Origin of the sequence: Nannocystis pusilla (assembly GCF_026626665.1) — a bacterium.
GTDB lineage: Bacteria > Myxococcota_A > Polyangia > Nannocystales > Nannocystaceae > Nannocystis > Nannocystis pusilla.
In genome coordinates this window covers 11,640,668-11,660,051 of record NZ_JAPNKE010000002.1, presented here as the reverse complement: position 1 = coordinate 11,660,051, position 19,384 = coordinate 11,640,668, and the positions used below count along the sequence as shown (strand labels likewise).

Here is a 19,384-nt window from a genome sequence, read left to right as displayed (position 1 = left end):
ACTGCCGGGCGGTGATTCGCCGGTCGAACCACAAATACACGCTGACGTACGGCACCGGCGAGAACCACCGCAACGAGTCGAGCCCCGCCCGCGCCTGCCACGATTCGGGCAGCAGGGCCGCGAGGTCGCCCGGCGGCAATGTGCTGACCACGTGGCGCGCGCGCAAGATCCGTCCGTCGACGAGGCGGACCCCGGTCGCTCGCGTCTCGTCGCCGAGGATCTCCGCCGCGCTCGTGCCCGTCCACACCGGGTGGCCCGCCGCTTCGATCGCGGCCCGGGCCCCCGGCGCGAACAGGTCGCCCAGGCCGACGCCGGGGAAGCCGACCCGCACCGCGTCGCGGGTGATCGCGTGATGAAAGGCGCGGAGCAACGACCCCGCCGAGACGCGCCCCAGCGGCGTATTGAGGATCGACATCGCCGCGAACTGCCAGTAGCGGCGCTGCATGGCCGGCCGCACCCCGAGGATGTCCAGCGCGGCGGCGCCGTCGAGGCCGTCGAGCCGGAGCACCGCCTGCTCGTCGAGCCCGAGCGCCACCCGGGCCGGCGCGGCGTTCGAGGCCAGGTCGAGCAGGCCGAGCTCCGGGTCGGCGCGCAGGGTCGCCAGCATCTGCACCGGCGGCGGCAACGACGAGCGGCGCAGCTCGATCGCCCGGGCCCCGTCGAACATGGTGTAGAGCAGCGACTCGGGCTCCCACACCACGCGGTCCGCCGTGCCCAGCCGCCCCAGCAGGCGGAAGAAGTTCGGGTAGCAGTCGGTGACGATGTGCGGCCCCACGTGCACCGGATCGCCGGTGGTCGGGTCCTTCCAGCTGCGCGCGCGCCGCCGAGCAACTCGTCGCGCTCGATCACCGCGAGGCGCAGGCCGGCGTCGAGCAGGCCGACCGCGCAGGTCAAGCCCGCGATGCCGCCGCCGAGGATCACCACATCGAACTCGAGCGTCGCGGACACCGGCGCCAAGCCTCGCACCGCCCCCCGCACCCGTCAAACCGGCCGCGTCTTGCTAGCCTCCGATCATGCCGGCGTTTCATCTCCGGAGCGACTGGACCGTCCCCGCGCCGCCCGCGAGGGTCTGGCCGGCGCTCGCCGATTCACCGCAGTACCCGCGCTGGTGGCCGGGCTTCGAGCAGGCTCGACAACTCGACGACACCGGCGACGTCGTCCATTGTCGGGTACGCGGCGACTTCGGCCTCACCCTCGAGTTCGTCCAGCACGTCGCGGTGCGCGAGCCTCCTGGCGCCTCGAGTTCGGCGCCGACGGCGACCTCATCGGTCGCGGCACCTGGACGCTGACCGCCCACGACGGTGGCACGCGCGTCGTCATGCTGTGGGAGGTCGACCTGGGCCGCCCCGTCCTGCGCGCTCTGGCCCGGCTGCCGCCCGTGAAGCGGGCGATGGCCCGCAGCCACCACCGCGTGATGGAGCAGGGCCGCCGCAGCCTGGCCGCCCTGCTGGGCGCTACTCGCCCTGCTTCGGCTCGATGATCGTGTCCGCGGTCGGCGTCATCACCACCTCGTGCCCGTTCGGGAACTTGACCCGGTACGCCGGCGCGTCCTCGAGGCCGAGGACTTCGACGATCTCGCCGATCATCTCCGCATTCAGAGCATGCACGTGGATTCGATCTCCGACCTGTGCTCTCATGACGAGCCCCTTCGTGCGTTTTTCGCGTGGGCGTGTCAAGCGGGCTCGGCAGCGTTGCGCCAGGGGAATTCGGGGCTCAGGGCCAATCGACGGACGGCGACTGCCCCCGAACCGAGCCATCCTCGCAGGATGCCCGGTCTTGCCGCGACATTCGAGGCGGCGCGACCCTGTCGCGCGTGTACTCGAATTCATGGGCTTTCGCTACTGGATCACCAGGTCCGCCGGCGAGCGCGGGGCGACCTCGTAGGTGTCCTCGTATTGAAACGCGAGGCCCGAGACCGCCAGCGTCTGGCCGGCGGTGAGCGCCATCAGGGCCGCCGCGTCGAACCCGGCGGACACGTGGAAGAACAGCTGAATCTCCCGAGCCGTCGTCCACCCACAGCTTGTAGCCGTAGAGGGCGTCGTCGACGAACGTCTGCGTCACCGCGGCAGTGACTCGCACCAGTCGGCCCTCGACGTCCTCGTCGACCTCGCCGGTGGCGATCGCCGCCGGGGTGACCGCCGCGTTGTCGCCGAGGGACACCACGGCCGACGGCTCGGCCGCGACGACCCGCAGCTTCGCCATCTGTCCGAGCACCCCGGTCACCTCGACCTCGTCGCCGAGCGCCACCGACGCGGCCTCGTCCATCTTCACGTAGATGCCTGCGCCCTCGTCGGCGATGGCGAAGCCGCGCTCGAACGTCGCGGACTCGAACGTGCCGGGCGCCACCGAGACGCGCCCCGCACGGTCACCTCGGCGCCGCCCGCCTGCTCGCGGGCGGCGGCGATCGACGCGTCGTTCGCCTCCGGTTCGGGGCACGCGGTGAGACCGGCGGCCAGGCACAGGACGGCGAGCGAGGAGCGGAGCGAGCGAAGGAGCGGCATGGCGATGATTCATACGACGCCGCGGCCGCGCCCGCGAGCGCGCCCCCGCGCTCTACCGATCCTCGCGCGCGGGCGACCGAGCAAGCGCCGACCGACGGCGAGGAGGTGATGGCGCAGCGTATCGTCGTCGAGGCTCGCGTACTCGGGGCGCCGCCCGCCATCGCCAGCCCCGTGAACACCACGTGCAGCGTGATCGCGTCATCGAGGTCGGGATTGTCGCCCGCGAGCACTGCTCGCATTCGGGTCCGCAGGTCCTCGCCGCGCGGCTCCTGGAACGTCCGATTCACCACTCGCTGCATCCCGGGGTCGCTGTTGTACACCCCGAGCAGCAGGCGCTGGCCGATGATGAGCTCGACGAAGCCGCGCAGCACGTGATCGACCTGCGCGCCGCGGCTCGGCCGGGTGCGCGCCGCCTCGATGACCTGCTCGAGCGCGTGAAGCGTGGGCGCGGCGACGGCCTCGGCGATCTCGTCCTTCGTCTTGAAGTAGTAGTACACCGCCGCCTTCGTCACGCCGAGCGCGTCGGCGATCATCTGCAGCGACGTGCCCTCCACGCCGTGCTCGCTGAACAGCTTCAGCGCGGTGTCGAGCAGGCGCGATCGGGTGTCGTTGGCGGCGCTGCTGGCGGTCATCGGCCTCCCGTGATGCTCGGTCATCGCCGCGCGCGCGACAAGGCCCGCACTGGCCGATCGGCTTGCAGGGCACTAGCCGATCGGCTGGCTTGAGCCGGTCGCGGACGGCGCCTCCCGCGTACGTGCCCGATCGAGGTGTGATCCATGTCAGCCGAGCTCATTTCGCCGCTCCCCATCCAACGAACCTGCCCTTATGCGCCGCCTGCGGAGCATCGCCGGCTGCGCGAGGAGCAGCCCATCGCCAAGGTGCAGCTGCCCAATGGCAGGATCGCGTGGGCCGTGACCCGGCACGAGCATATCCGGGCCGTCCTGTCCGATCCGCGGTTCAGCTCGAACCGACGGGATCCCGGCTTCCCCTCGCTGTCCCACGAGCCTCCGCCCTCGAGCGACCTCAAGCCGCTGCTGCTCGAGATGGACCCGCCCGAGCACGGGCAGGCGCGGCGCGCGGTGCTCGGCGAATTCACGGTCCAGCGGACTCAAGCGCTCGGGTCGCGCATTCAGCAGATCGTCGACCAGCACATCGACGCCATGCTGGCCGGACCGAAGCCCGTCGATCTGGTGCAGGCGTTCTCGCTGCCGGTGCCGTCGCTCGTGATCTGCGAATTGCTCGGGGTGCCCTACGCCGATCACGAGTTCTTCCAGACGCGCTCCGGGGCGCTCGTGAATCAGAAGACCCCGGCCGAGGAGATCGCGCGCGCCGTCGGCGAGCTCATGATGTATCTGGGCCGCCTGGTCGCGGCCAAGGCCGAAAACCCCACCGACGACCTGCTGGGCCGCCAGATCGCCAAGCAGCGCGAGAGCGGCGCCGTCAATTGCAAGACCTGGTGTCGATGGCGTTCCTCTTGCTGCTCGCCGGGCACGAGACCACCGCGAACATGATCTCGCTCAGCACCCTGGTGCTGCTGCAACAGCCGGACAAGCTGGCCGCCCTCCAGGCCGATCCGTCGAAGACGACGGCGGCGGTCGAGGAGCTGCTGCGTTACTTCACGATCGCCGAGCACGCGCTCGGCCGCGTCGCCAGGAGGACGTGGAGCTCGGCGGCGTGCGCATCGGCGCCGGCGAGGGCGTGCTCCTGCTGGCCAACACCGCCAACCGCGATCCGGCCGTGTTCGGCAACGCCGACGAGCTCGACCTCGAACGCGGCTCGCGCAACCACCTCGCGTTCGGCTTCGGCCCGCACCAGTGCCTCGGCCAGAACCTCGCCCGCCTCGAGCTGCAGATCGTCATCGACACCCTGTTCCGGCGGATCCCCGGCCTGCGGCCCGCCGTCCCCGTCGACGAGCTGCGCTTCAAGGACGACGCCACCGTCTACGGCATCCGCGAGTTCCCGGTCACCTGGTGAGCGCCGCGAATCGACAGAGAGGAGCCACGAACATGCGAGTACTCATTGACGAGAGCAAGTGCTGCGGCGCCGGTCAGTGCGTGATGATCGCGCCCCGGGTGTTCGACCAGCGGGACGACGGCATCGTCATCCTGCTCGACGCTGCCCCCCCGACCGAGCTGCACGCCGCCGTCCGCGAGGCGGCCTGCGTGTGCCCCGGCGCCGCGATCGCGCTGGACGAGGGCACGTGACCAGCGGGCCGCACCGCGCGGCCCACACCGCGGACTGAAGTTCGGGCGCGCGCGCCCCCGAGCTCGCCGAGCCGGGGGCGAACACAGCTCGGCCCCGAACTGGCCCGTAGCACCCCGCAGCGCCCAGTTTGAGAGATTCGCCGAGAAACTTCCGGACCGTGTCGATCCCGGCGGCCCTCGTTCGACGTGCTGTCATGGTCATGAAGCACATCTCGATCGCCGCGTGTCTGTTCGTCGCCGCCTGCGAGGGCGAGCCGGACGGGCCGATCGCCTACGAGGACATGGATTTCGCGCAGCGCCACGCCTTCATGAGCGAGGTCGTCCTGCCGCAGATGAAGGAGGCCTTCGTCCGCTTCGACGCCAGGTTCGAGCATGAGCTGCGCGACCTGTCACGGCGACGGCGCGAGCGACGGCTCGTATGCGATGCCGAGCCCGCAGATCCCCCGGCTCCCCGCCACCGAGGAGGCCTTTTCGAATACATCGAGGATCCGGAGCACGCGCGGTGGGCTCAGTTCATGAGCGACGAAGTCTGGCCGGACATGGCCAAGCTGCTCGGGGCGCCGGTGTACGATCCGAAGACCGCCCCCGACGGGTTCTCGTGCAGCAACTGCCACATGGTCGAGGGCCAGCTCCTGAGCGGGCCGCGCCCCGTCCGCGCCGCCGCCCGGGTCGCGCCGCTCACGGGCCCGGCGGGAGCTCGCTGACGAAGCGGGCCAGCAGCGTGCGGACCCCGTGCGGCGCGCCGAAGTCGATCACCAGCTTGCGCGCCTCGCCGTCCCCGATCTCCTGCAGCACCCGGCCGGCGCCGAACTTCGGGTGTTGGGCCCGCCGCGCCGCCGCGACCGCCGCGGCGACCGGTCGCACGAGCCGGGGCACCAGCGCCGGGGCGGCGTCGGGCCGCGCGTGCGCGGGCACGGGCTCGTGGGCGTCGGGGTCGACCAGGTCGAGCTCGCACAACATGTCCCAGAGGCCATCCATCGGCTCGTCGGCGATCCACTTCTCGAGGCTGCGCGGCAGCTCGAGCGTGCGGTCCGCCCACGCCGCGATCGCCGTCGACGCCCACGGCCGCAGCCGCCGCGGCACGCAGTAGAACACGCCCTGCGTGCGCGCCACCGCGACCTGGTCGCGGGGACAGCCGCGCGACCACGCGGCCTCGGTGTGCGCGGCGATCTGGGACAGCGTCATGTCGTAGTGGTCCTCGAGGTGCGGCACCTGGCACGCCAGCACGGCCAGCACGGCGTCGGTCAGCTCGGCCTCGAGGTCGCGCTCGACCCGGGCGACCGCGTCGAGGTCGAGCTCCGGCGGCCCTGCCACGCGCCGCGCCCACTCGTGACGCGGGTCGAGGCCGGCGAACAGCGCGGAGCTGGCGGTATTCGGCGAGGGTGGTGAGCAACGCTTCGGGCGCGGCGATCGGGCCTTCGGTGCGGGACACGGCGCTCCCATGCTACCCGGTCGCGCTGCCGGAGGGACACCCCGCGTGAGCTTCCGGGCCGCGCCGACGACCTCGCCGATCGGGGGTTTCGCCCCTGGGCTCGCCGTGTCGTCCTCGCCGAAGGTTCATGACGATGACGTCGCTCCTCTGCGGTCCGCACGCTCGGCGAGCAGGACGGCCGTCGACCCGCGGTCTCGCCGACGAATCGGCGCGGGCTCGGCCCGCCGCGACGAAGGCGCTGGTCGGTGCCTGCCTGGTCGCGGCCTCGTCAACTGGGTCTTTCCCGTGAGGCCGACGACCACACCCACTGGGGCCGCGGACCTTCAACGGGCGCTCCCGGAGCCATGCATCCGCGCATTCGCGCGGCGGGTGTGACGTTGCCGCGGGCGCTCCCTCTCTGCAACGACGGCGCCGACTGTGACTCGTGACGACTGCCATGCCCCGCCCACTTGCCGATGGAACATCGAATCGGGCCAGGTGCTCCGAAGACCGGCGCGCTGTGTTCACCCGACACGCCCGCCGTGTCGGAACATCGAATAGGACCCGATGCCGGAAGACACGCGCGCCAAACCACGTTGCGAACCCGATTGAACATTGAATCGGGCAGGAGCCGCGAGACGCGAGGCGCTCCCGAGAGGGTGCGGGCCCCCGAGGCGAGGGCCGAGTCTGCCGAATGTAGGGAATGGCCCGAGCCATGCATTCGACATCCATTCGCTGCGTTCGAGATTCGAAACCACTGCGCTTCCGGCCCGGCCCGATCCATGCGACCCTGCCGTGAAGGGCTCCATGTACGGACTCTATCACCGCGGCGTTGCCGTATGGGTGCGATCATGAGTGAATATGAAGATATCGTGCGCATGGTGTTCGACAATCTCGATGTCATGGCCTGGGCGACGGACGCCGCCGGCATGATCAAGCTCTCGGAGGGCGGAGCCCTCCACGCGATCGGGACGAAACCCGGGCAGCTCGTCGGCATCAACGTCATGGACATGTACCGGGACCGGCCGGAGAACCTCGGGCCCCTCAAGCTGGCGCTCGCCGGCGAGGCCCACACCTCCCTCTCCCGCGAGAACGGGCGAATCCTGGAGACGCAATTGAGGCCGATGCGCAGCCCCTCGGGCGAAGTGATCGGCGTCGCCGGCCTCAGCTCCGACGTCACCGAGCGCGAGCTGGCGCGGCAGGAGCTGGCGCGTCAGACCGACGAATTGCGCAGGCTGGCCGAATTGCTCGATCTCACCCACGACGCGATCATCACCCGCACCATCGGCGGCACCATCACGTACTGGAACCGCGGCGCCGAGCGGCTCTACGGCCACGAGTGCGGGGCCGCGATGGGACGCTTCACGCATGAGCTGTTGCGGACCCGCTTCCCCGCCGAGCCCGAGGCGATCGACCGCCAGCTGCTGTCGGCCGGCTACTGGAACGGGGAGCTCGCCCACGCCCACGCCGACGGCCAGGAGATCGTCGTCGCCAGCCGCTGGGTGCTCAAGCGCGGCAAGAACGGCCAGGCCGAGGAGGTGCTCGAGCTCAACACCGACATCACGGCGTACAAGCGGGCCGAGGCCGAGGAGGCGCAGCGACAACAGCTCTTGCTCGCCCAGGCGCAGGCGATCCAGGAGCTCTCGACGCCGCTGATCCCGGTCACGGACGAGATCCTCGTGATGCCGATCATCGGCACGGTCGATACGGTCCGCGCCAAACAGATCACGGAGGCCATCCTCCGCGGCGTCTCCGAGTCGCGGGCGCGATTCGTCATCCTCGACATCACCGGCGTGCTCGTCGTCGACACGGCCGTCGCGGGCGCGCTCCTCCGCACCGCTCATGCGGCGCGGCTGCTGGGCACCGAGGTGATCATCACGGGGATCCGTCCAGAGATCGCGCAAACCCTGGTCCAGATCGAGGCGAACTTCGAGCGCCTCGTCACTCGCGGCACCCTGCAGAGCGGCATCGCCTTCGCGCTCGGGAAGCGGCAGCTCCACGCCTGAATCGCGGCAATAGGGCCCCGCTCGACGTCGTGGCTGCGGCGAGCGCCGGCCTTGAGCAGCGAGAGCATCGCGGTCGAGCAGGCCGCTCCGCCCGCGTCGTCATCACTCGAGACGGAGCGCGCCCCGGACCGTCACGAGCGCGCCGTCGCGGCCGGCGACGCCCGGCAGGTCGACCTCGAGCGCATACGACCCGGGCGGCAAGGCAGGGCCGGGCTCCCACGCGGGGTCCGGCCCCAGCGTCCAGCCGTTCGCGTCCGGCCCGGGATCCATCCGCACCCAGGTCCGCGTCTCGACCTCCGCCTCGAACCGGAGCGCGGCGCCGGGCTGCAGGTCGACCGCGAGGCCCGCAACTCCACAGAGCACCTCGCCCTCCTCCTCGGGCGGGAGGTTCGAGGTCCCGTCGGCAGCGCACGCGCGTCCGCAGCGGACAATTGAGGACCAGACGGACCGGCCGCCGCTCCGTGTTCGTGACCCGCACTGCGAACCCCGCGCGCCCCCGCACGGACCACCAGCGGGTCCGGCACGACCTCGACGCGGAGCGCGGGCCCCGGCGTCCGCTCCTCCGTCGCCACGAGGAGGCCGCCGCAGCGCTGCCTCACGGACTCGACGTCCTCCTCGCCCACGACTTCGCACGGCGGCGTCGACGACGTGACGGGCACGCCGACCGCGTCGACTCGCGCGCCCTGTCGTGGACCGGCACACGCGGCCAGCACGAGCAACAGGAGCGCGCGAGGCAGAGCCGACACGCGCACCAGGGTGACCGATCGCCGGCCGAGAGGGAAGTCGACGCGATCGCGCAGCCGAGGTCGGGCGTCCCGGCGCGAGCGACTCTGCCACCCGTGGACCTGGAACACCTCCATGGCCGCAGCCCCGGACCGGGCGACGGAGTGTGATGATTCGCGATCCCGACGGCGAATGCTTCGAGCGGAACGAGCAGACCGCGGGCCCCGCTCAGGCCTCGCCGTCGCGGAGGCCCAGCCGGCGCTTGAGCTCGGCGATCGCCCGCCGACTGACCTGGGCGCGCTGGCCGTCGGACAGCTCGAGCACCGCAGCGCCGTCGCGCTGGTGCAGCGCCCGGGCCTCGCGGAGGTTGACGAGCTCGCTCCGGTGCACGCGCAGGAAGTCGAGGCCGGCGAGCCGCTCCTCGAGGTTGTTCAAACTGTCGTCGAGGACATGTTCTTCGGGACCGACGCGGAACACGGTGTACTTGTCGGAGGCGCGGAAGCGGGTGATCGTCCGCGGGTCGAACAGCCGCACCGAGTCGCCGGCGCGCGCGGAGATCCGGACCGGCGCGGCGGATCCGGCGGGGCGCGCCCGGTCGCGACGCGCGAGCGCCTGCTCGAGCCGCGCCTGCTGCACCGGCTTGAGCAGATAATCGTGGGCGGCGACCGCGAACGCCCGCACCGCGTAGTCCGGGTGCGCCGTGACGAAGACCAGCGCCGGCAGCTCGGCCGTGGTCTCGGCCAGCTCCATGCCGTCGAGCTCCGGCATGTGAATGTCGAGCAGGACCACGTCCGGGCGCAGCGCGGCGATCTGGCGCAGGGCCGAGCTCCGTCGTCCGCCTCGCCGACGACCTCGACGTCCGCGATCCGCTCGAGCATCCGCACCAGCCGGCGTCGCGCCGGCGCCTCGTCGTCGACCACCAGCACCTTCACGCCTGGCCCTCCCCGCGCGCGGGCGCCACCGGCAGGCGCAGGCGGGCCGAGAACCCGCCGCTCGCGACCGGGCCGGCCTCGAGCCCCGCCGCCGCGCCGTAGGCGAGCCGCAGCCGCTCGCGCAGATCGGCCAGGGCCGTGCCGCTGCCGGGGCGGGTCGCTCGCGGCGCCGCAGGTCGTACCGCGTCGTCCTCGACCCGCAGCTCGAGCGACCCGTCGACCCGGGCGGCGACGATCCGCACGGTCGCGCCGGCCCGACTCGCGGCGACCCCGTGGCCCACCGCGTTCTCGACCAGCGGCTGCAGCACGAGCGGCGGGACCAGCAGCGACTCGGTCGCCGGATCGACGGCGAACTCGACCCGCAGACGCTCGCCGAAGCGCAGCCGCTCGACCTCGACGTAGTCGCGGACCGCCGCGAGCTCGTCGCGCAGCGGCGCCTCGAGCGTGCGCGACCCGTCGAGGCTGTAGCGGAACAGGCCGGCGAGGCGCTCCACCGCCTGCTCGGCGAGCGCGGGGTCGTCCTCGATCAGGCTTGCGACCGTGTTGAGGGCGTTGAACAAGAAGTGCGGGTTGGTGCGGGCCTGCAGCGCGGACAGCTGGGCGCGCAGCGCTTCGCGGCGGAGCTCCTCCTCGGCGCTCGAGCGCGCGCCGCCGATCGTGGATGCGCTCGAGCGCCGCCGCGGCGACGAACAGGGTCACGGACACGACCACGGCGATCCGCAGCACCTGCGCGCGGCTGGCGGCGACGTCCGCGACCCACCCGACCGCGGCGTAGAGGCGCACCGAGAGCTCGGCCGCGACGACCACCGCGACTGCGACGGCCCCGCCGCGGGCGACCCACCGCAGCGCCCGACCGCGACCGACGAGCATCGGCGCGAACACCAGGTTGAACAGCCCGCTGGCGAGCAGCGGACGAGGACCATGATCGTCGCGTTGAAGGCGAACGTGCGCGCGAGCTCGGCGAAGCTCGAGCGACCGAGCGCGCCGAGCATCGCCGTCAGGGCCGCCGGCACGAACGCGACGATCCACGCGTCCTCGCGCAGGTCGTCCGCCCACGCGCGCAGGCGAGTCCGCAGCGACGAGCTCCGCCTGCCGACATGCGGGCGAGGATAGCAAGCGAGGGCTCGCGCCGCTCGAGCGTCACGCCCCGCCCCGGGTGTAACGAGCCTTCCACGCCCGGGCCGCCGGCACGCCGACGAGCGTCGGCAGCACCCACGGCAGGAACGCCAGATCGGCCGGCAACACCGCCCCGAACAGGCGATGGGCGTTGAACACGCTGAAGGCCGTCAAGGCGGCGATGACGGCTCCGAGCATGCTCTCGAGGTGGCGCACGAGCCAGGCCCGGCGCTCGGTCTGCGGGCGCAGGTGGTAGCGCAGGTCGTGCCATCCGCCGTGGCTGCCGATCGCGCCGAACACGATCATCAAGACGCTCCCTGGCAGATCCCCGCGATCGCCAGCGCGGCGCCGGTGCCGAGCACGAACACCGCCATCGCCCGATCGACGAGCGCGCCGTGGACCGCCCGGCGACGCCCGACCGCGACCGCCCGCATGCCGCTCGTCACCGCCTGCAGGATGAGCACCCCGAGGTACGCGAGGAAGCAGCCGAACTGGCGCATCCCTGCGACCTGCGCCGCCGCCTGCTCGGGGCTCGGCGGCGGCTTGATCGCCAGCGGGACCGCGATCCACAGGCCCGCGATCACGAGCCCCGAGACGGCCGTGACGGCCATCGCCGCGACGAAGGCCAGGCCGACCCGGCGGTGCCACGCGCCGCCCTTGCGGGCGACCAGCGGCGGGACGAGGGTCAGCAGGCTCGTCACGCCGGCACCGATGTGGAGAGTGAGGAGGGGCAGGTAGAGCTCGCGCATCGGCTTCGACTCGCAGCGAGGATAGGCCCTGCCCCTGGCCCGCGCCGCAGCGTCCGGATGGGCGGCGGCCGCCGTCCGACGAACGGCGCGTCCCGGGCGACGAACGGCGCGAACCACCGCCGCGATGCGTGAGAGCGCCCCGCCATGGAAGCACGAGCCGCACGACGAGCGCGCGACACGAGCGAGCGAAGCGACGCCGCGAGCATTCGCGGGTCGGCGACTCTCGTCATTCACGCTCGCTCCGACGAATGCCGGCTCGCCCCTCCCGCGCCGCGCGAAATCTACGTTCGCCCGGATCGCCGCCGATGCGCCGTCCCGCCCCTCCATCTACATTGGCAGGCATATCAATGGTGCAAAACTAGTAATTAACCTAGCCTCGCGTTTCTACAAAACTCTGCGTCGATCGGTCAGAGTCGGTCAAAGTCGACGAAAATCCGCGCATATGCCGCGTTTTACACCGATCTTGATGCTTTCTTGAGGCTCTCGCCGCCTCTCCTTACGTCCTCTTTATCTCAGGATCGGGAAACTAGTTGAGGTCAGACGAGGGGTCCACAATGCTGAATCGAATCACCAACTCCGGGAATGATTGCACGTTCAATGCGCCGATCGGTGGTGCGACGACCGCGCGGTACTTCCGCGAACTCGCCGATGTCACGGTGATGGGGAAGGACGAGGAGATGGCTGCGGCCACCCGCCTGGTCGAGCTGAAGAAGGCCATGTGGGCCGCCTTCCGAGCTACCCGCCGTTCGTCTCGGCCATCTGCGCCCTGATCGGCGAGCGCCTGTCGGCCGAGGCCGTCCCGCCGGCCGTGCTCGAGGCCGTCGAGAAGACCTCTCGCGCCCTCCGCGACCGCGTGCTGAAGAGCCACGAGGAGGCCTTCAACGCCGCGCGCAACGCCCTCATCGATCGTCTGGTGTTCGCCGACGTCGACAGCGTCGTCGCCGACTCCATCCTCGCCGACCTCACCGGCCTCGAGGGTGACCGCGGCGTCGCCACCAACATGAAGGTCAAGCCGCCCTACCGCGACAGCGCGCCCTTCGTCCGCTACGTCGCCGCCGCCCGCAAGGCCCACAACGCGGTCATGCTGGCCAAGAACGCCTTCGTGCGCTCCAACCTCCGCCTCGTCGTCGCCATCGCCCGCCGCTTCGCCCGCAGCTCGATCCCGCTGCAGGACCTCATCCAGGACGGCAACATGGGCCTGATGAAGGCCGTCGACCGCTTCGACCCCACCCGCGGCTGCCGCTTCGCCACCTACGCGGCCTGGTGGATCCGCTACGCCATCACCCGCGCCATCGTCGACACCGACCGCAGCGTCCGTCTGCCCCTCCACATGATCGACGCCTGCAAGAAGGTCAATCGCGCCCGCCGCGAGTACGAGGTCATGTACGGCCGCACCCCCACCGACGAGGAGCTGTCCTCGGCCACCGGCATCAGCATGGAGCGCATCCAGCGGATGAGCTGGTCGCTCATCGACCAGCCGCTCAGCCTCTCGCTCCCGGCCACCCGCGACGGCGAGAGCAGCCTCGCCGACACCCTCGTCGACGCCAGCCAGGCCACCCCCTACGAGCTGATGGACTCCGCCCTCCTGCAGGACGCCCTCCTCGAGGTGTTCGACAAGCTCTCGCCGATGGAGGCCGACATCCTCCGCAAGCGCGTCGGCCTCGACGGCGAGCCCGAGCTCACCCTCAAGGAGATCGGCGCCAACTACTCGCTCTCGCGCGAGCGCATCCGTCAGCTGCAGAGCAGGCGCTGCGCAAGCTCCGCTCGGAGTTCGAGCGCCGCCAGCTCATGTAACAGTTCCTCGGACGAGCCCGACCACGAGCCGGTCGCCCCACCGCGGGGCGCCCGGCTCGCGGCTTTGGTCGCACGGCGATGCGCCCGCGTCTCGCCGTCTTCGTCGCGAGACGCGAATCGGCGCTGCGCCGGCATCGGCGACGTGAAGCAGGTGGCCTCGTCGCGGGAGCGCGCCCATCGATGCGACCGCCGTGCGAGCCGTGACGTGCGCAGGGCTCGCCGAACCTCGCCCCGGCGTGCGATCACGGAGCGACGCGGACGACCTCGTCGGCGCCGGCGTCGGCGTACCACAGGTCGCCCTCAGGGCCGATCGTGATCCCCATGATGCGCTTGGCCGGCGTGGCCATGCGATCGATCTCCTTGCCCTCGAGGTCGAACGCGATGATGTCGCCGGTCCCGTGCTCGGAGACCAGCAGCCGGCCGTCGTGCAGCGCGAGGCCGGAGGGTTCGTCGAGGCCCTCGACGAGGACCTGCACGTCGGCCCCCTCGACGCCGGTGTACTCGGCGCCGTCCCAGTCGCCGGGGAGCTTGCCGGTGTTCGTGCCGCTGGCGGTGTCGAGGCGCAGCAGCCGGCCGGCGCCGGTGTCGGCGATGTACAGCATCCCGGTCGCGTGATCGAGCTCCATGTGCCCGGGGATGTTGCCCAGCCGGGTCACCGTGACGTCGGTGTAGCGGGTGATGATGCCGTCGGAGTGGTCGCCGCCGCCGGGCCCGTGATCGGCCTGGAAGTCGTAGCGCACGATGTTGCCGTGCATGCCGTCGAAGGCCCAGAACGCGTTGCCGGCCTCGTGGGCGATGCCCATGCACAGCGGGCTCTGGTGCAGCATGTCGAGGTGGCTGCCCTCGATCCCCTCGGGCGGGAACGCCTGGCCGACCTTGGCGAAGATGTCCAGATCGGCCGGCCACAGCGCCGGGCCCATGAAGTCGTCCGGGTCCTGCGGCCCGACGTTCCACTCGTTGCGCGACTCCTGGCAGGTGGCGAACGTGTTGTCGTCGGTGAACGCGGCTGACGAGACGTAGGCCATGAAGTGCTGCCCGTAGGCGTCGATGCGCTCCTCCGAGGTCTGCTGCGGGGTGCCCGGATCGAAGTAGATCACGACGCCGTGGCTCAGCATGTTGAAGGTCCACAGCTGCCCGGGCGCGGCCGGGTTGAACTCGAGGTCGCGGACCGCGTGCAGGCCGTCGTCGGCGGTGCCGATGACGACGAAGGTCCCGCCGAACTCGGGGACGACGTGCGCCTCGCCGGTGGTGCCGCCGGTCGGAGCGTCGGTGGTGCCGGTCGTCGGCTCGCTCGCGCCGGTCGTCGTGCCGGGCTCGCCCGTGCTGCTCGTCGAGGTCGCGCCCTCGGTCGAGTTCGGGTCGCCTCCGCAAGACGCGACGGTGAGCGAGAGGAGGAGCGAGAGCGAGAGGCGCGGCGACATCGCGGGCAGGATACACCACGTCCGCGGGGCCCGCCGCTCGTCGCAGCAAAACGCGTCTCGCGCCCCGGACGGCCGCCGCGCCGGGGAATTACGCGTCCTGCGCCCGAGCGAAGCGGTCGAGTTCGTCGCGTCCTGGAGAAGAAGTTGTCTGTCGCGCGCCCCCAGCTGCGACGCTCCGTTCGCTACGAATCAAGAGCGCGGCTCGACTCGAAGGATCGACCAGGCATGATTCATACCAATACAGCGAGTCAGAATCACAGCACGCGAGCGCCGCAGCACCTCCGAAGCGTGCCCTCCGAATCGCTCCGCCGGGCCGCCAGACGTGCCCGCGGGCCGGTCCAGCGGCGCGCTCACGTGTACCGTGTCGTATCGCGCCTTCCTCCAATCATCCGATCCGCGCGCATTGACGGGTGTGTCCTCCGCAAAGTAACCTCATACCCGATGTCAGCTTTCGCGCCCCTCGTTCGCCGCCCCACCAAACAAGCCGCGATCGCGCAAAAGCCCACATCGCCCCGGCGCACCGGCACGCCGCGGTTCGCCGGGCTCGACGCTGCCGCCGATCACCCTCGTCGAGGCCGACTTCCTCGGACCCGTGTTCGCGGGCTTCGAGGTGAAGCTCACCTACGGCGATGACCTCGTCAATATCGACAGAAGCGTCATGGCCGCGCTGGCCAGGACCGTCTGGGAGTGCGGCGGGCCGGTGATTCGCGTCGAAGACGGTGAGGTCCGTCATGGCATCGATCGCGTGATCTTCCCGGCCGAGGTCCTGGCCGAACAGCCGTGCTTCGGCGAAAATGTCCTGTTGCGGCTGCCCCTCTGCGACGCGTACCATGCCCATGTCAGCGCGGCCGTACACAAGACGCTCGTGCAGTCCGGCGTGAAGGCCTCCTACCTGCTTTCGACCGGGCGCAAGGAGCACGTCAAGCTGTGCTTCGCTCCCTACCCGGAGCGGCCCGGCCTGTCGTTCTGGCGCCGCCTCTTCACCAGGGAGCCGACCGTCGCCGAGCTCTTGCGCGGGTACGAGTTCACGGTCATCGCCCATGACCCGGACCTCGCCTACGATCGACCGTTTTGGCATTCATTCATACCAGGGCCGTGACGCCAGCGGCGGCCATCAAACCGTTTCCAAGACCCAGCTTGTCCTCGAGGAGTTCCCGGGTTATCGGACGCTCGCGGAGTTCAGCGCGACACAGGTTCAGGCCCACGAGCCCGCGCCCCGACCCCGAGGACGGGCTGTCGCTGGCCCGCCGATCGCGGCCGTGCTATGAATGCGCGTGTTCTCCCCTCCCCGGCGATTCATCTTCTCGCTCCGGCTCACGGGGGTCTCCGCGGTCACGTCAACGGCTGCCGACCGCGAGGAGTGGGAGCGTGAGACCCTGTGGATGGCCGAGAGGCAGCTCCCCGACAGCGACCCCGACGACGACGAATACGGCCTGCAGATCCGGACGAGGCGCCTGGGGCTGGAGGAGCTCGCCGAGCACCTGGCGCCGATCACCCTCGTCGAGGCCGACTTCCTCGGGCCCGTCTTCGCGGGCTTCGAGGTGAGCCTTACCTACCGCTACGCTCTCGCCGACATCAACAGACACGTCACGGCCGCGCTGTCGAGGAGCGCCTGGGAGTGCGGCGGCCCGGTGATTCGCGTCGAGGACGGCGAGGTCCGTCATGGCATCGATCGCGTCACCTTCCCGGCCGAAGTCCTGGCCGAACAGCCGTGCTTCGGCGAAAACGTCCTGTTGCGGCTGCCCCTTTGCGACGCGTACCATGCCCATGTCAGCGCGGCCGTACACGAGACGCTTGTGCAGTCCGGCGTGAAGGCCTCCTACCTGCTTTCGACCGGGCGCAAGGAGCACGTCAAGCTGTGCTTCGATCGCTACCCGGAGCGCCCGGACCTGTCCTTCTGGCGCCGGCTCTTCACCAGGGAGCCGACCGTCGCCGAGCTCTTGCGCGGCCACGAGTTCACAGTCATCGCCCACGACCCGGACCTCGCCCACGACGGCCCGTTCTGGCGCTCGCGCCCGCCAGGGCCGTGACCCCAGCGGCGGCACTCGCCACGTCCGCGTCGAGGCGCTGCGCTCCTGACCAGCCCCAGCCGCACAACCGGCGCGCGCAGCCCCGCGCCGCAGCGAGCCCGGCCACCGCCCAACGGACGTGGCGGCCACGCCTGGGATATCCTCGGGGAAATGGCCGAGCCGAGGGTGTGCATCCAGTCCGTGCGGGTCCCGCTGCTCGCGGCCGCGGCGCGGACGGGGCGGCCGCTCGCCGAACTCGCGCAGCAGGTCCAGATCTCCCTCGCCACGATCGGCGACGCGACGGCCCGGGTGCCGCACTCGACTGCGATCGCGGTGTGGGAGGCGATGGCGAGCGCGAGCGGGACCCTGCCTTCGGCGTGTTCGCGGCGGCGCTGGTCGGCGCGGCGCCGTTCGACATCGTCGATCTCGCCCTGGCCCACACCGCCGACGTCGAGACGATGGTGCGGCAGTTCCTGCGCTATCAAGGGCTGTACCACGAGGCCAACGAGGCCCGCCTCGAGCTGCGCGGCGACCTGGCGCTCCTCGGCCACCGCTTCCGCGGCGAGCTGCCGCGCTCGCGGCACCTGTCGCAGTTCCTGCTGATGGTGTGGACGACCAAGCTGCGCCGCGCGACCGGCCGCGACGCGCTGCTGACGGAGGTGCGGCTGCGCGACGCGGCACCGCGCGACGCGACCCGCTCGCGCGAGGGTTCGCCGCGCCGCTGCGGTTCGGCGCCGACGAGGACGCGCTGGTGTTCCCGCGCGCGGTGCTGGCGCTGCCGGTGCGAGGCGTCGACGCGGCGCTGGCCCGCACGCTGCTGCCGCAGCTCGAGCACGAGCTGCGCGGCCGCGGCGGCGAGGCGGCGTTCGTCGCCGAGCTGCGTGCGCAGGTGCGGGGCTGCTCGGCGACGGCGACGCGCTGGCCGAGTCGGTCGCGCGCGCTCTGGGCACCTCGGAGCGGACGATGCAGCGGCGCCTGCGACAGGCCGGCACGAGCTTCCGCGACGTGGTCGACGACGTCCGGCGCGAGGCGGCGCTGGCCCAGCTCGGGCGCCGCGACGCGACGGTGACCGACATCGCGTTCATGCTCGGCTTCTCGGACCTCAGCGCGTTCAGCCGGGCCTTCCGCCGCTGGACCGGCGCCAGCCCGTCCGAGTACCGCCGCTGACTCGGGGCGTCATGGCTCGGCCACTCACCTTCCGCGACGAGCCGCGCTGACTCGGGACGCGTCATGGCTGGGCCGCTCGCCCGTTCGCACGACGCGCCCGCGCCGACTTGGCGCGTTCGGTTCGACCGCTGGCGCCTCGCGCCCGGCGGGCCGCCCAGCGACCCGGCATGCTCGCGGCATGACCCGCGAACGCGACCCCTTCTCGGCCCTGCTGTGGCTGTGCGTCCCCGTGTACGGCCTTCACATCATGGAGGAGCTGGCCTTCGGCTGGCTCGAATGGGCCCACTCCGTCGGCATGATGTTCCCCGGCTGGTCGACCTTCTACGTCACCAATGCGGTGGTGATCGTCATCGGCGTCACGACCGCGACCCTCGGCTGGCGCATGCCGGCGTGCGCGCTCGTGTTCCCGGCGCTGATGGTGATCAACGCCCTGCTGTTCCACCTGCTGCCGTCGCTGACCGGCGGGCACCCCAACCCCGGGTGCATCAGCGCGATGGTGTTCTTCCTGCCGCTCGCGGCGCTGACCTTCCGCGAGGCCTGGCGCGCCGGCGTGCGCGTGGCAGACCTACGCCGCCGCCGCGCTGATCGCCGGCGGCCTGCAGCTATGGCCGGTGCTGCTGCTCAAGCTGTCGCCGATGCTCGCGGCCGGGCCGGCGCAGCGGTGACGCGCGGGCGCAGAGCGTCTCCCGGGCGAACGCGGACTCATGCGTTCATGGAGCCGCCGATGCACCACTCGCTGCATCGACATGTCCCAAACGGCGGGCACGCGAATCCGCAGAGCGACTCCATCCACGCACCGAGCGCGCGACGGATGCGTCCGGGAGCACCGATCGGGCTGATCCTCCGCGGCCTGCAGGAAAAAACCTGCCCCGTGCGGCGCGCTCGCGCTCTGCTATCACGCCAACATCGATGGACGCATCTAGCTTTCGAGAGGCAATATTTCAAGTTCACAGCCACGGCCGCGACCGCGGGCACTATTTCCTGGCCGCGGAGGACCCGCGATTCGACGACCGCCACGTCAGCGTCGCCGGCAAGCGGCTGCTGTCGTTCGGCAGCTGCTCGTACCTGGGCCTGGAGTTCGACCCGCGGCTCGTCGACGGCGGGGTCGAGGCCTACCGCCGCTACGGCACCCAGACGTCGTTCAGCCGCGGCTACCTGTCCTGCCCGCTCTACCCGGAGCTCGAGGAGGACCTGCTGCCGCGCATCTTCGGCGTGCCGCGAGTGCTGCTGCTGCCGAGCACCAGCATCGCCCACCACGTCGTGATGCCGGCCCTGCTGGCCGAGGACGACGCGATCGTGTGCGACCACCAGGTCCACCGCTCGGTCGACGACGCGATCACCCTGCAATGCG

The 19,384-nt window shown here is 71.3% G+C and carries 23 protein-coding genes and 5 pseudogenes; 15 read left to right on the top strand and 13 right to left on the bottom strand.

Annotated elements, in window-relative coordinates; genetic code table 11:
• Positions 1-25: 25 nt before the first annotated feature.
• Together OV079_RS60175 and OV079_RS60170 are read right to left on the bottom strand one after the other, a co-directional pair.
• Positions 26-889 (bottom strand): annotated as a pseudogene (locus tag OV079_RS60175) (FAD-dependent oxidoreductase); the annotation flags it as partial.
• Positions 811-978: pseudogene (locus OV079_RS60170) on the bottom strand (FAD-dependent oxidoreductase); the annotation flags it as partial. The pseudogenes OV079_RS60175 and OV079_RS60170, both read right to left, overlap by 79 nt.
• Before the next feature lie 35 nt (positions 979-1,013).
• Here OV079_RS60170 and OV079_RS51705 point away from each other — a divergent pair.
• Positions 1,014-1,289, top strand: a complete 276-nt coding sequence (locus OV079_RS51705) for an SRPBCC family protein (protein ID WP_267778014.1) — start codon at positions 1,014-1,016, stop codon at positions 1,287-1,289.
• Positions 1,290-1,318: 29 nt separating this feature from the next.
• Positions 1,319-1,480 (top strand): SRPBCC family protein, encoded by a 162-nt coding sequence (locus tag OV079_RS51700; RefSeq protein ID WP_267778012.1) that lies wholly within the window; start codon positions 1,319-1,321, stop codon positions 1,478-1,480.
• Here the strand turns inward: OV079_RS51700 and OV079_RS51695 are convergent.
• Together OV079_RS51695 and OV079_RS51690 are read right to left on the bottom strand one after the other, a co-directional pair.
• Positions 1,455-1,637 (bottom strand): DUF1918 domain-containing protein, encoded by a 183-nt coding sequence (locus OV079_RS51695; RefSeq protein WP_267778010.1) that lies wholly within the window; start codon positions 1,635-1,637, stop codon positions 1,455-1,457. The two genes, OV079_RS51700 and OV079_RS51695, sit on opposite strands and share 26 nt — an antisense overlap.
• Positions 1,638-1,838: 201 nt before the next feature.
• Positions 1,839-1,976 carry a hypothetical protein gene (locus OV079_RS51690; RefSeq protein ID WP_267778008.1) on the bottom strand — a complete coding sequence of 46 codons (138 nt, stop codon included), beginning with the start codon at positions 1,974-1,976 and terminating at the stop codon, positions 1,839-1,841.
• 92 nt (positions 1,977-2,068) lie between these two features.
• Between OV079_RS51690 and OV079_RS51685 the strand changes: the two genes are divergently transcribed.
• Complete coding sequence (locus OV079_RS51685) at positions 2,069-2,275, top strand: hypothetical protein (RefSeq protein ID WP_267778007.1); 207 nt, start codon at positions 2,069-2,071, stop codon at positions 2,273-2,275.
• 90 nt (positions 2,276-2,365) lie between these two features.
• On the opposite strand, the gene OV079_RS51680 is transcribed toward OV079_RS51685, so the two are convergent.
• Positions 2,366-3,133, bottom strand: a complete 768-nt coding sequence (locus OV079_RS51680; RefSeq protein WP_267778006.1) for a TetR/AcrR family transcriptional regulator — start codon at positions 3,131-3,133, stop codon at positions 2,366-2,368.
• Positions 3,134-3,277: 144 nt separating this feature from the next.
• On the opposite strand from OV079_RS51680, the pseudogene OV079_RS60165 reads away from it, so the two are divergent.
• The 3 genes and pseudogenes from OV079_RS60165 to OV079_RS51660 all read left to right on the top strand — a co-directional run bounded on the left by OV079_RS60165 (position 3,278) and on the right by OV079_RS51660 (position 5,409).
• A pseudogene (locus OV079_RS60165) lies at positions 3,278-4,475 on the top strand (cytochrome P450).
• Between the two features lie 32 nt (positions 4,476-4,507).
• Positions 4,508-4,705, top strand: coding sequence for a ferredoxin (locus OV079_RS51665; RefSeq protein WP_267778001.1), 198 nt, complete (start codon positions 4,508-4,510; stop codon positions 4,703-4,705).
• Between the two features lie 200 nt (positions 4,706-4,905).
• Positions 4,906-5,409: a hypothetical protein gene (locus tag OV079_RS51660; RefSeq protein WP_267777999.1), complete on the top strand. Its 504-nt coding sequence runs from the start codon at positions 4,906-4,908 to the stop codon at positions 5,407-5,409.
• Here OV079_RS51660 and OV079_RS51655 read toward each other — a convergent pair.
• Positions 5,384-6,019 carry a hypothetical protein gene (locus OV079_RS51655; protein WP_267777998.1) on the bottom strand — a complete coding sequence of 212 codons (636 nt, stop codon included), beginning with the start codon at positions 6,017-6,019 and terminating at the stop codon, positions 5,384-5,386. The two genes, OV079_RS51660 and OV079_RS51655, sit on opposite strands and share 26 nt — an antisense overlap.
• A gap of 756 nt (positions 6,020-6,775) precedes the next feature.
• Between OV079_RS51655 and OV079_RS51650 the strand changes: the two genes are divergently transcribed.
• Complete coding sequence (locus OV079_RS51650) at positions 6,776-8,122, top strand: PAS domain S-box protein (RefSeq protein WP_267777996.1); 1,347 nt, start codon at positions 6,776-6,778, stop codon at positions 8,120-8,122.
• Between the two features lie 102 nt (positions 8,123-8,224).
• Here OV079_RS51650 and OV079_RS51645 read toward each other — a convergent pair whose 3' ends face one another.
• The 3 genes from OV079_RS51645 to OV079_RS51635 all read right to left on the bottom strand — a co-directional run bounded on the left by OV079_RS51645 (position 8,225) and on the right by OV079_RS51635 (position 10,337).
• The gene (locus OV079_RS51645) at positions 8,225-8,485 is read right to left on the bottom strand and encodes a hypothetical protein (protein ID WP_267777994.1); all 261 of its coding nucleotides are present in this window, start codon (positions 8,483-8,485) and stop codon (positions 8,225-8,227) included.
• Positions 8,486-9,073: 588 nt separating this feature from the next.
• Positions 9,074-9,664, bottom strand: coding sequence for a LytR/AlgR family response regulator transcription factor (locus OV079_RS51640; RefSeq protein ID WP_267778842.1), 591 nt, complete (start codon positions 9,662-9,664; stop codon positions 9,074-9,076).
• Between the two features lie 109 nt (positions 9,665-9,773).
• Positions 9,774-10,337, bottom strand: coding sequence for a sensor histidine kinase (locus tag OV079_RS51635; RefSeq protein ID WP_267777992.1), 564 nt, complete (start codon positions 10,335-10,337; stop codon positions 9,774-9,776).
• Between OV079_RS51635 and OV079_RS51630 the strand changes: the two genes are divergently transcribed.
• On the top strand, positions 10,318-10,890 hold the full coding sequence (locus OV079_RS51630; protein ID WP_267777991.1) for a hypothetical protein: 573 nt from the start codon (positions 10,318-10,320) through the stop codon (positions 10,888-10,890). The two genes, OV079_RS51635 and OV079_RS51630, sit on opposite strands and share 20 nt — an antisense overlap.
• Positions 10,891-10,917: 27 nt before the next feature.
• On the opposite strand, the gene OV079_RS51625 is transcribed toward OV079_RS51630, so the two are convergent.
• Together OV079_RS51625 and OV079_RS51620 are read right to left on the bottom strand one after the other, a co-directional pair.
• Positions 10,918-11,199: a hypothetical protein gene (locus OV079_RS51625; protein ID WP_267777990.1), complete on the bottom strand. Its 282-nt coding sequence runs from the start codon at positions 11,197-11,199 to the stop codon at positions 10,918-10,920.
• Complete coding sequence (locus tag OV079_RS51620) at positions 11,199-11,642, bottom strand: DUF2306 domain-containing protein (RefSeq protein WP_267777989.1); 444 nt, start codon at positions 11,640-11,642, stop codon at positions 11,199-11,201. The genes OV079_RS51625 and OV079_RS51620 overlap by 1 nt, the downstream gene beginning before the upstream one ends.
• Positions 11,643-12,196: 554 nt before the next feature.
• Between OV079_RS51620 and OV079_RS51615 the strand changes: the two genes are divergently transcribed.
• A complete protein-coding gene (locus OV079_RS51615) occupies positions 12,197-12,412 on the top strand; it encodes a hypothetical protein (protein WP_267777988.1) in 216 nt (71 codons plus the stop codon).
• On the top strand, positions 12,361-13,752 hold the full coding sequence (locus OV079_RS51610; RefSeq protein ID WP_267777987.1) for a sigma-70 family RNA polymerase sigma factor: 1,392 nt from the start codon (positions 12,361-12,363) through the stop codon (positions 13,750-13,752). Before OV079_RS51615 ends, OV079_RS51610 begins: the two co-directional genes overlap by 52 nt.
• On the opposite strand, the gene OV079_RS51605 is transcribed toward OV079_RS51610, so the two are convergent.
• A complete protein-coding gene (locus OV079_RS51605; RefSeq protein WP_267777986.1) occupies positions 13,679-14,857 on the bottom strand; it encodes an NHL repeat-containing protein in 1,179 nt (392 codons plus the stop codon). The two genes, OV079_RS51610 and OV079_RS51605, sit on opposite strands and share 74 nt — an antisense overlap.
• 592 nt (positions 14,858-15,449) lie before the next feature.
• Here OV079_RS51605 and OV079_RS51600 point away from each other — a divergent pair.
• The 5 genes and pseudogenes from OV079_RS51600 to OV079_RS60155 all read left to right on the top strand — a co-directional run.
• Complete coding sequence (locus OV079_RS51600) at positions 15,450-15,956, top strand: hypothetical protein (protein WP_267777984.1); 507 nt, start codon at positions 15,450-15,452, stop codon at positions 15,954-15,956.
• 175 nt (positions 15,957-16,131) lie between these two features.
• Positions 16,132-16,887, top strand: coding sequence for a hypothetical protein (locus tag OV079_RS51595; protein ID WP_267777982.1), 756 nt, complete (start codon positions 16,132-16,134; stop codon positions 16,885-16,887).
• A pseudogene (locus OV079_RS60160) lies at positions 16,884-17,558 on the top strand (AraC family transcriptional regulator ligand-binding domain-containing protein); the annotation flags it as partial. The gene OV079_RS51595 and the pseudogene OV079_RS60160, both read left to right, overlap by 4 nt.
• 205 nt (positions 17,559-17,763) lie before the next feature.
• Positions 17,764-18,033 carry a helix-turn-helix transcriptional regulator gene (locus OV079_RS51590; RefSeq protein ID WP_338089162.1) on the top strand — a complete coding sequence of 90 codons (270 nt, stop codon included), beginning with the start codon at positions 17,764-17,766 and terminating at the stop codon, positions 18,031-18,033.
• A gap of 178 nt (positions 18,034-18,211) precedes the next feature.
• Positions 18,212-18,493: pseudogene (locus tag OV079_RS60155) on the top strand (HXXEE domain-containing protein); the annotation flags it as partial.
• Between the two features lie 709 nt (positions 18,494-19,202).
• Here the strand turns inward: OV079_RS60155 and OV079_RS51580 are convergent.
• A complete protein-coding gene (locus OV079_RS51580) occupies positions 19,203-19,373 on the bottom strand; it encodes a hypothetical protein (RefSeq protein WP_267777978.1) in 171 nt (56 codons plus the stop codon).
• Positions 19,374-19,384: the final 11 nt, after the last annotated feature.

Bases quoted from the DNA above. Each gene is read 5' to 3' on its own strand.
- OV079_RS51615 (WP_267777988.1), top strand. From the start codon at position 12,197: ATGCTGAATCGAATCACCAACTCCGGGAATGATTGCACGTTCAATGCG.
- OV079_RS51620 (WP_267777989.1), bottom strand. From the start codon at position 11,642: ATGCGCGAGCTCTACCTGCCCCTCCTCACTCTCCACATCGGTGCCGGC.
- OV079_RS51680 (WP_267778006.1), bottom strand. From the start codon at position 3,133: ATGACCGCCAGCAGCGCCGCCAACGACACCCGATCGCGCCTGCTCGAC.
- OV079_RS51605 (WP_267777986.1), bottom strand. From the start codon at position 14,857: ATGTCGCCGCGCCTCTCGCTCTCGCTCCTCCTCTCGCTCACCGTCGCG.
- OV079_RS51695 (WP_267778010.1), bottom strand. From the start codon at position 1,637: ATGAGAGCACAGGTCGGAGATCGAATCCACGTGCATGCTCTGAATGCG.
- OV079_RS51660 (WP_267777999.1), top strand. From the start codon at position 4,906: ATGAAGCACATCTCGATCGCCGCGTGTCTGTTCGTCGCCGCCTGCGAG.
- OV079_RS51625 (WP_267777990.1), bottom strand. From the start codon at position 11,199: ATGATCGTGTTCGGCGCGATCGGCAGCCACGGCGGATGGCACGACCTG.
- OV079_RS51665 (WP_267778001.1), top strand. From the start codon at position 4,508: ATGCGAGTACTCATTGACGAGAGCAAGTGCTGCGGCGCCGGTCAGTGC.
- OV079_RS51705 (WP_267778014.1), top strand. From the start codon at position 1,014: ATGCCGGCGTTTCATCTCCGGAGCGACTGGACCGTCCCCGCGCCGCCC.
- OV079_RS51700 (WP_267778012.1), top strand. From the start codon at position 1,319: ATGCTGTGGGAGGTCGACCTGGGCCGCCCCGTCCTGCGCGCTCTGGCC.